Raw genomic sequence first — 5,595 nt, forward strand, 5'->3', positions numbered from 1 at the left:
TGGAATATCGAGTCGAACTCACGCTTGAGAGCGACGAAGATCGGCCCCCTCTCCCATTCCCGGAGAGAGAGGGAGCTGACCGCGTTGCTTTGAAATTCTCCACCGACCTGGAATATCGAGTCGAACTCACGCTTGAGAGCGACGAAGATCGGCCCCCTCTCCCTCTGGGAGAGGGCTGGGGTGAGGGTGTTTCTGCCGCTACAATCCCCGCTCCCCCAAGGAGCCTGCATGTCCTCTCTGATTACCGACTGGCGCGACCGCCCGACTCACCGCAAGGTCTGGGCGCTCGCCGCGCCGATGATTCTTTCCAACATCTCCGTGCCGCTGGTGGCGCTGGTCGACAGCACTGTCATCGGCCACCTGCCGCATGCCCATCAACTCGGCGCGGTGGCGGTCGGCGCCAGTCTGTACACGTTTCTCGCCTGGGCGATGGGTTTTCTGCGCATGGGCACCACCGGATTTGCCGCCCAGGCTGCCGGGCGCAGCGATGGCGCGGCGTTGCGGCAGATTCTCTTGCAGGGCCTGCTGCTGGCGATGGGGCTGGCCGTCGTGCTCGGCACTCTTGGCGTGCCGCTCAGCGGCGTTGCCCTGCACTTCATGCAACCGTCGGCTGAACTGGATCAGCTGACCCGGGAGTTTTTCCACACGCGCCTGTTCGGCCTGCCCGCCGCGCTGGCGACGTATGCGCTGGTCGGCTGGTTCCTCGGCACGCAGAACGCGCGGGCGCCGCTGGCGATTTTGCTGAGCACCAACCTGATCAACATCGTCCTCAATCTGTGGTTTGTCATCGGCCTGGAATGGGGCGTGGTCGGCTCGGCGCGCGCTTCGGTAATCGCCGAATGGTGCGGCGCCCTGCTCGGCCTGTGGCTGACGCGCACGGCGTTGCGCGCCTATCCGGGGCAGATCATCTGGTCGGCGCTGAAAGTCTGGCAGAGCTGGCGCCCGCTGCTGGCGGTCAACCGGGACATTTTCATCCGCAGCCTCGCCCTGCAATCGGTGTTTTTCCTCATTACCGTGCAGGGCGCACGGCTCGGCGATGCGACCGTAGCGGCCAACGCGCTGCTGCTCAACGGCCTGCTGCTGACGGCGCATGCACTGGATGGCCTGGCGCATGCCGTTGAAGCCTTGTGCGGCCATGCCATCGGCGCTCGGGATCGCCTGGCCTTGCGTCGATCGCTAGTGGTGGCCGGCGGCTGGTCGCTGATCGCCAGCCTCGGGTTCGCTGTGCTGTTTCTGCTCGCTGGGCACCTGTTCATCGAGATGCAGACCGACATTCAGAGCGTGCGCGACACCGCATTCGTCTATCTGCCCTACCTCGCCGTGCTGCCGCTGATTGCGGTGTGGAGTTACCTGCTCGACGGCCTGTTCATCGGCGCCACCCGTGCGCGGGAAATGCGCAACGGCATGCTGCTGACGGTGCTGCTGTTGCTGCCGTTCGCCTGGTTTTTGCAGGCCTTGGGCAATCACGGCCTGTGGATATCTTTTCTGCTGTTCATGGTCTTGCGCAGCGTGACCCTTGGCGCGCAAGCCTTGTGGCTCAAGCGCAGCGATGGCTGGTTCAGCGGCAAGGCTCACTGACCAGAAAAGTCAGTCCGCCGCGCCCCACTGCCGACGCAGAAAGTCGAGCCGTTCCGGCTGGGTCAGTCCGGCCGGCGGCACGACCAGCACGGCGCGCGGATTGAGCAGGCGCAGCCATAGCCAGCCGTCGAGCACGGCACGGTCAGTAAAACCCAGCGCCAGGCCTTGTTGCACATGCACAGCAATCGTCTGGTAGTCAGCGCTCAGAGACTGGCACCAGCGCCAGATGTGCTGCTCCAGCAGACAGGTTTGCAGGCGTTCGCGCTGGCGCCGGGTCAGGCTTTCTTCGATGCCCAAAGGTTCGACGAGCAGACCGGGATTGCGCAGCTGTTGCCAGCCCTGACTGCCGATGGCGCGGTCCGCCCAGGTGCCGCCAAACCAGCGCAACTGGCGGATCGGCCCGAGCCAGCGACTCAGCTGCGTGGCGTCACAAGCGTCGAAGAAATAACTGGCGGTCTGGCGGTTGTAATAGCTGAGCAAGGCCCGATGATTCAAACCGAACGAGACGGTAAGCATGCGCTGCAAGTGGCTGAGCAGCTGCTGCGCCGGTATCTCGCAGCTCAACAACAGGCCGCGCCAGGTGTCCGGGTCGCGCAGGCACAGGGCGGTCAATGCCGGGCTCTCGCGCAAATCGACGAGAACCGGACCGTGCTCACTGACCGGCTGAAATTCGGTGCCGTCGAACAACCGGTGCCGCTGCACATCGGCAAAGCCCTGGCGCAAGGTCAGCAAGGCGCGTGCCGCGTCCGGGGTGTCGAGCAACAGCCATTGCGCCATGGGCTCAAGCGCCGCGCCGCTCATCGTGCGCTGCTCTGATCGAGCGCGGTGAGCAGCCGGCAACTGCATACGGACTCGGCGCAGTGGTTGAAGCTGCCACCGCCCGGCATCAGGCACAGCAACAGCAACGGCTCGCCAGACTGCAACAATTGCTGCAACCCATCGCTCACCAGCAGTTCCGGGAGCGATACCGGTTCATCGTCCTCGACCGCAGCCTCTGGCAATACCGAGGGCTGGAGCACGCCACTGACCACCGGCTGATCGGGATCGCCTTCGAGGAAACTCACCACCACTTCCACGCCATCGGCGAGTGCCGCCGAGGGCAGCTCGTTCAGGTCAGGCGCAAGGGGCAGCCAGCAATGGCTCGGCGCTGCGCCTTCGCCCTGATACAGCCAGTCGAATTGCACCGCGACCGGCCGCGCGCGATCCGGCTGCGGCTCATCGACGCTGACCACCCAGGCACGCTGCAAGCTGTGCATGCGCTGCTTGGACTTCGCAGCAGCGGGCACACAGACGGGTACCCGCGCGGCCGCGAACAGGCGATTGCAATAGGGCGATTCGAGAGACTGATCGGCCCGATGCTCGATGCGGGTCAGCAGCCATGGGCGGTTGCATTCGAGGAAAGGATGGCCGTCCAGCGGCAACCACTGACCACTGCGCAAGGCCGGCAGATCGCTGTGGCCTTCGGAATCGGGTCCTCGCTGGCTGGCCTGCGAGTCTTCGCGCAGTCGCCATTGGCGGACGGCTGGAGCGACGCCATGCTGGTCATGCTCGCCCTGATAGTGCGCGACGTCTGCATGGGGCATCCGCGTCGGATCGTCGCCGAACACCAGGCAGTGCCTGTCGCGGTGATGTTCGAAGTAGTAGTGAATGCGCGCCTCTGCGCACAGACGCTGAAGCAGTTGCAGATCGGATTCGCGGTATTGCGTGCAGAAGGTGCGGGCCGGGTAGTCGCTGTGCAACTCGTAACGTCGTTGCAGGCCGACGATGCCATGTTCGCGCAGCACCTGTTCGATGATCTGCGGCACGCAGCGGCCGCTGAAGATGCGCTGGCTCAAACGCAGGTCGAGGCAGTCGAGCCTCGGCCCGAGACGTACTCGGCACAAACGCAAGCCATGGCCGGGCTCGTGCTGGACAAGGCTGTGCAATTGCCCGTGCACACCTTGGCCGGGCGCGCCGAAACACAGGAACGCGGAACGATGCAGCAGGCCGGCGAGATCCAGATGCGGATCGTCGATCACCACATCGATCTCGAAGGCGAAGGGTTCGCTGAGCGCTTCCCTTCCGGTAAAGGCGAGAACTTCGAAGGGGTCGGACAGGCCCGCTACATCGAGACGAAACGACGGCTCGTTGACTGGATCGAACATGGGCGGATCTCTACAGGAGGGGCGGCCGGGGATTCTCGCCGAGAGGCATGGCCGAGTAGAGAGGCGAAGTACAACTTAGGAAATGACCTACGCGAAAAGCAGACCAGATGAGTTTGCTGACCGTGATAGCACAGGTTTTCGAGAAAAAATCAGGAGATATCCCACCGGGTTGTCCGATTTTTCCACAGCTTGCGGAAAAAAATCAGACAACCCGGGTGGAACGCTATCGGGTCTCAGGAAGACAGATAGGAAGAGCGGGTCAGACCCAGACGCAAGGCGTCGAGGAACTGCGTGCGCTCGCTGGCACTGATGCGGGCACTGGCGCACTTGTCGCGGTAGTGAGTCATCAGTTCTTCCGGCGACAAGTGCACATAACGCAGCATGTCTTCGATGGTGTCGTGGGTCTCAATACCGGCGTGGTACACGCTGCCATCGGCGTTCTGGTAGATGTTCACCGAATCGGTGTCACCGAACAGGTTGTGCATGTCACCGAGGATTTCCTGATAGGCGCCGACCAGGAACACGCCCAGCAGGTAATCTTCGCCTTCATTCAACGCGTGCACCGGCAGGCTGGTTTCGATGCTCTGCTCGTCGACGTACTGGTTGATCTTGCCATCGGAGTCGCAGGTCAGATCCTGCAGCACCGCACGGCGCAGCGGCTCTTCGTCGAGGCGATGCAGCGGGATGATCGGCAGCACCTGATCGATCGCCCAGGTGTCCGGCAGGCTCTGGAACACCGAGAAGTTGCAGATGTACTTGTCGGCCAGCTTGTCGTTGAGTTCGTCGAGCACCTGGCGGTGCGAACGCTGACGCGCTTTCAGCGAGTTGTGCAAGCGACGGCACACGGCGAAGTAGCACTGCTCGGCCAGGGCTTTTTCCGCCAGTGTCAGCTTGCCGTCGGCGTACTGCGCGGCGACGTCGCTCATGTAGTGGGTGGCGCGCCAGTAGGTTTCGGTGACCATTTCGATGTCGGTCGGGCCGAGCAGATCGACCAGCCACTGCACGGTTTCCGGCAGGCTTTCCTTGTTCTCGATCAGCGGGATTTCGTCGTTGTGTTTCTCGACGTCGGTGACCTGCACCACCAGCATCGCGTGGTGCGCGGTCAGCGAACGACCACTCTCGGAGAAGATGTGCGGATGCGGCAGGCTCTGCGCGTCGCAGAATTCCTTGAGCATGCCGACCACGACACCGGCGTAATCGTCCATGTCGTAGTTGATCGAACTGGCGTTGCGCGAGTGGGTACCGTCGTAGTCGACACCGAGGCCGCCGCCGACGTCGATGTGATCGACCGGCAGACCGAGGTTGCGCAATTCGCCGTAGTAACGGATCGCTTCCTTGAAGCCGTGCTGGTAGTCAGCGAGGTTGGCGATCTGCGAACCCATGTGGAAGTGCAGCAGGCGGATGCCCTGATCCAGGCCGGCGCCACGGAAGCGCTCAACCACCGACAGCAGTTGCGCCGCCGACAGACCGAATTTGGATTTCTCGCCACCGGTGTCCGCCCACTTCGACGAGGCCAGCGACGACAGGCGCACGCGCAGACCCACCTGCGGCTTGACCTTCAGCGAGGCGGCTTCTTCGATCACCAGGCCGACTTCGGATTCTTTCTCGATGACGATGAACACGTTATGGCCGAGCTTCTGGCCCATCAGCGCCAGACGGATGAACTCGCGGTCCTTGTAACCGTTGCAGACGATGGTGCCGCCCTTCGGCGCCAGCGCCAGCACGGCCAGCAGCTCAGGCTTGGAGCCGGCTTCCAGACCGATGGAGACGTTCTGGGTGGCGATAATGTTCTCGATCACCGCTTCCTGCTGGTTGACCTTGATCGGGTACAGCGCGGTGTATTTGCTCTGGTATTCCAGGCGCTCGATGTTGG

At 63.1% G+C, this 5,595-nt stretch carries 5 protein-coding genes; 1 reads left to right on the forward strand and 4 read right to left on the reverse strand.

The window, feature by feature from the left end:
• The coding region (locus D8U70_RS27860; RefSeq protein ID WP_206663045.1) for a hypothetical protein at positions 1-230 on the reverse strand (230 nt) is incomplete at its 3' end.
• Between D8U70_RS27860 and D8U70_RS10125 the strand changes: the two genes are divergently transcribed.
• The gene (locus tag D8U70_RS10125; RefSeq protein WP_130928812.1) at positions 229-1,578 is read left to right on the forward strand and encodes an MATE family efflux transporter; all 1,350 of its coding nucleotides are present in this window, start codon (positions 229-231) and stop codon (positions 1,576-1,578) included. The genes D8U70_RS27860 and D8U70_RS10125 overlap by 2 nt on opposite strands.
• A gap of 9 nt (positions 1,579-1,587) precedes the next feature.
• On the opposite strand, the gene D8U70_RS10130 is transcribed toward D8U70_RS10125, so the two are convergent.
• The 3 genes from D8U70_RS10130 to speA form a co-directional block, all read right to left on the reverse strand.
• Positions 1,588-2,379 (reverse strand): DUF4123 domain-containing protein, encoded by a 792-nt coding sequence (locus D8U70_RS10130; protein WP_110644944.1) that lies wholly within the window; start codon positions 2,377-2,379, stop codon positions 1,588-1,590.
• The gene (locus D8U70_RS10135; RefSeq protein ID WP_130928813.1) at positions 2,376-3,722 is read right to left on the reverse strand and encodes a contractile injection system protein, VgrG/Pvc8 family; all 1,347 of its coding nucleotides are present in this window, start codon (positions 3,720-3,722) and stop codon (positions 2,376-2,378) included. The genes D8U70_RS10130 and D8U70_RS10135 overlap by 4 nt, the downstream gene beginning before the upstream one ends.
• Positions 3,723-3,955: 233 nt before the next feature.
• A partial coding sequence (gene speA / locus D8U70_RS10140) for an arginine decarboxylase (RefSeq protein WP_130928814.1) occupies positions 3,956-5,595 on the reverse strand: 1,640 nt, incomplete at its 5' end.

It is taken from the genome of Pseudomonas sp. Sample_20 (genome assembly GCF_004307585.1).
GTDB lineage: Bacteria > Pseudomonadota > Gammaproteobacteria > Pseudomonadales > Pseudomonadaceae > Aquipseudomonas > Aquipseudomonas atacamensis.

Bases quoted from the DNA above. Each gene is read 5' to 3' on its own strand.
- D8U70_RS10125 (WP_130928812.1), top strand. From the start codon at position 229: ATGTCCTCTCTGATTACCGACTGGCGCGACCGCCCGACTCACCGCAAG.
- D8U70_RS10130 (WP_110644944.1), bottom strand. From the start codon at position 2,379: ATGAGCGGCGCGGCGCTTGAGCCCATGGCGCAATGGCTGTTGCTCGAC.
- D8U70_RS10135 (WP_130928813.1), bottom strand. From the start codon at position 3,722: ATGTTCGATCCAGTCAACGAGCCGTCGTTTCGTCTCGATGTAGCGGGC.